This window comes from Falsiroseomonas oryzae (genome assembly GCF_027856955.1).
In the GTDB taxonomy this organism is placed as follows: domain Bacteria; phylum Pseudomonadota; class Alphaproteobacteria; order Acetobacterales; family Acetobacteraceae; genus Falsiroseomonas; species Falsiroseomonas oryzae.
Map to the genome: position 1 here is coordinate 1 of NZ_JAPSMD010000658.1, position 2,153 is coordinate 2,153.

Annotated in this window: 3 protein-coding genes; 1 reads left to right on the plus strand and 2 read right to left on the minus strand. The window is 77.8% G+C overall.

Going from position 1 to position 2,153, the window contains the following annotated elements; translation table 11 throughout:
• Both OZN99_RS30230 and OZN99_RS30235 read right to left on the minus strand, forming a co-directional pair.
• The coding region (locus tag OZN99_RS30230; RefSeq protein WP_270938917.1) for a biotin transporter BioY at positions 1-302 on the minus strand (302 nt) is incomplete at its 3' end.
• A gap of 11 nt (positions 303-313) precedes the next feature.
• Positions 314-1,276, minus strand: a complete 963-nt coding sequence (locus tag OZN99_RS30235) for an A/G-specific adenine glycosylase (RefSeq protein WP_408611982.1) — start codon at positions 1,274-1,276, stop codon at positions 314-316.
• A 179-nt stretch (positions 1,277-1,455) separates the two neighbouring features.
• On the opposite strand from OZN99_RS30235, the gene OZN99_RS30240 reads away from it, so the two are divergent.
• Positions 1,456-1,920, plus strand: a complete 465-nt coding sequence (locus OZN99_RS30240) for a DUF721 domain-containing protein (RefSeq protein WP_270938918.1) — start codon at positions 1,456-1,458, stop codon at positions 1,918-1,920.
• Positions 1,921-2,153 lie beyond the last annotated feature (233 nt).

Below are 2,153 nucleotides of genomic sequence, written 5' to 3' on the forward strand. Positions count from 1 at the left end.
CCCAGCAGGTAGCCCGCGGTCGGCCCGGCCAGCACCGCCGGCCCGGCTGCGCCGCCGGCGAAGAAGGGCAGCCCCGCCGCGCCCTGTGCCAGGTAGGCCGCCACCGCCGCGACGCCGAGGCCCGGGCCGCCAGCCGCACCGAGCAGCAGCACCACCATGCTCTGCAGCGTGGCCGGCACCGGCCACATCGGCACCGTCACCTGCGCCGAAGCCGCCAGCAGCCAGGAGCCGAGCAGCACCAGCCCGGCGGAGCGCAGCACGGCGCGCCGGGCCAGGACGGCGCGGGCAAGGGCGAGGGCCATGGGCGTCTCCTTCAGGGGTGGTCGGCCGCTTCATCCACCGGTTGCGCCGGCCTGTCCAGCAGGTCCAGCAGGCGGCGCATCACGGTCGGCATGGCTGCGCGCGCCGCATCCGGCGCCATCCAGGCGAAGCCGTCCGGCGCCGGGCCGGCCGGGATGGCGGCGGCCATCAGCACCATGCGGAGTTCAAAATGCGTGAAGCCGTGCCGCGCCTCGCCCGGCACGGCCGACCAGCGCGGGCCGGGCAGGGGGGCGTGGGGCGCGGCCTCGGTCGTCGTCCAGGGTGCGTCGCGCCAGGGCGTGCCGGGAATCTCCAGCATGCCGCCGAGCAGGCCGCGTTCCGGCCGGCGCCGCACCAGCAGGCGGCCCGCCGGGTCGCGCGCCAGGAAATGCACGCCGTGCCGCGTCGGGCGATCCGGCTTTGGGGCCTTGCGGGGCAGGTCCTCCTGAATGCCGGCGCGGCGGGCGGCGCAGGCGTCCCTCCAGGGACACAGCGCGCAGGCCGGGCGGCGCGGGGTGCAGACCGTGGCGCCCAGGTCGAACAGCGCCTGGGCGAAGTCGCCGGGCCGCGCCCGGGCCGCCGGCTGCGACATCCAGCTCTGCGCCAGCGCGTCCAGCCGCTTCTTCGCCGCCGGCAGGGGCGAAGGGTCGGCATGGGTGCGCGCCACCACGCGCTCCACATTGCCGTCGGTCGGCACCACCGGCACGCCGAAGGCGATCGCGGCGACCGCGGCCGCGGTGTAGGCCCCGATGCCCGGAATGGCGCGCAGGCCCTCGACCGTGGCGGGGAAGCCGCCCGCCGCCAGGGCCTTCGCCCCGGCATGCAGGTTGCGGGCGCGGGCGTAGTAGCCGAGGCCGGCCCATTCCTCCGCCACCGCCTCCCACGGCGCCGCGGCGAGCGCCTGCACGTCGGGGAACCGCGCGAGGAAGCGCCCGTAGCGCGGCCCGACGGCGGCGACGGTGGTCTGCTGCAGCATGACCTCCGACAGCCAGACGCGGTACGGGTCCGGCCGTCCCGTGGTATGGCGCCACGGCAGAACGCGCCGGTGGCGGTCGTACCAGGCGAGCAGGTCGGCGGCGGGCGGCGCGGCGGCCGGAGGGGCCTCGGCCCCAGCGGTCCGGGCCGGCCCGCGTGTTGGACGGGGAGGGGTCACGCGTGGCGAAGGATGGGGATGGCAGGCGATTCCCGGGAGCCCCGCTGCCGCTCGGGGCCCTGATCCCGGGCGTGACCCGCCCGGCCTTCCGCAAGCGCAGCCCCGGCGGGGCGCAGGTGCTGGCAGATTGGGCGCAGATCGTCGGGCCCGCCCTGGCCGCGGTGACCTCGCCGCTGCGCCTGTCCGCCGGCACGCTCACCCTGGCCTGCGCCGGGCCGGTGGCGATGGAGCTGCAGCACCTCGCGCCGGAACTGATCGGGCGGATCAACGGCCATCTCGGCCGCGTCACGGTGGAACGGCTGCGCTTCGTCCAGCAGGCCGCCGGCGGTGCCCGCCCGTCGGTCGCTCCGGCCCGCCCGGACGCCCCCGTGCCGACCGGCGTCCGCGCCCGGCTGGAGGCGCTGCCGGAGGGGGATTTGCGGCAGGCGCTGGAAAACCTCGCCCGCGGCGTCTATCGGAAGGGATGAGGGCTGCTGCGGGCCGAGTCCCGGGCCGTGGCCCCCGGGGGTGAGGCCGGAGTCTGCATGAAGCTCGACCGTCGTCTTGTCGCGGTGCTCGCGGTGCTGCTCGTCGCGGTGATCGGCATCGGGGTGTGGGTCGCCCGCCCCGGGGAGGCGCCGCCACCCCCCGTTGCGAGCACGCCGGCGCCTGCGACGGTGCCGACCGCGGCCCCACCCGCCGCCACGGCGGCCGGCCAGCC

Excerpts from the sequence above, each read along its gene's own strand:
- OZN99_RS30235 (WP_408611982.1), bottom strand. The coding sequence starts at position 1,276 with ATGCTGCAGCAGACCACCGTCGCCGCCGTCGGGCCGCGCTACGGGCGC.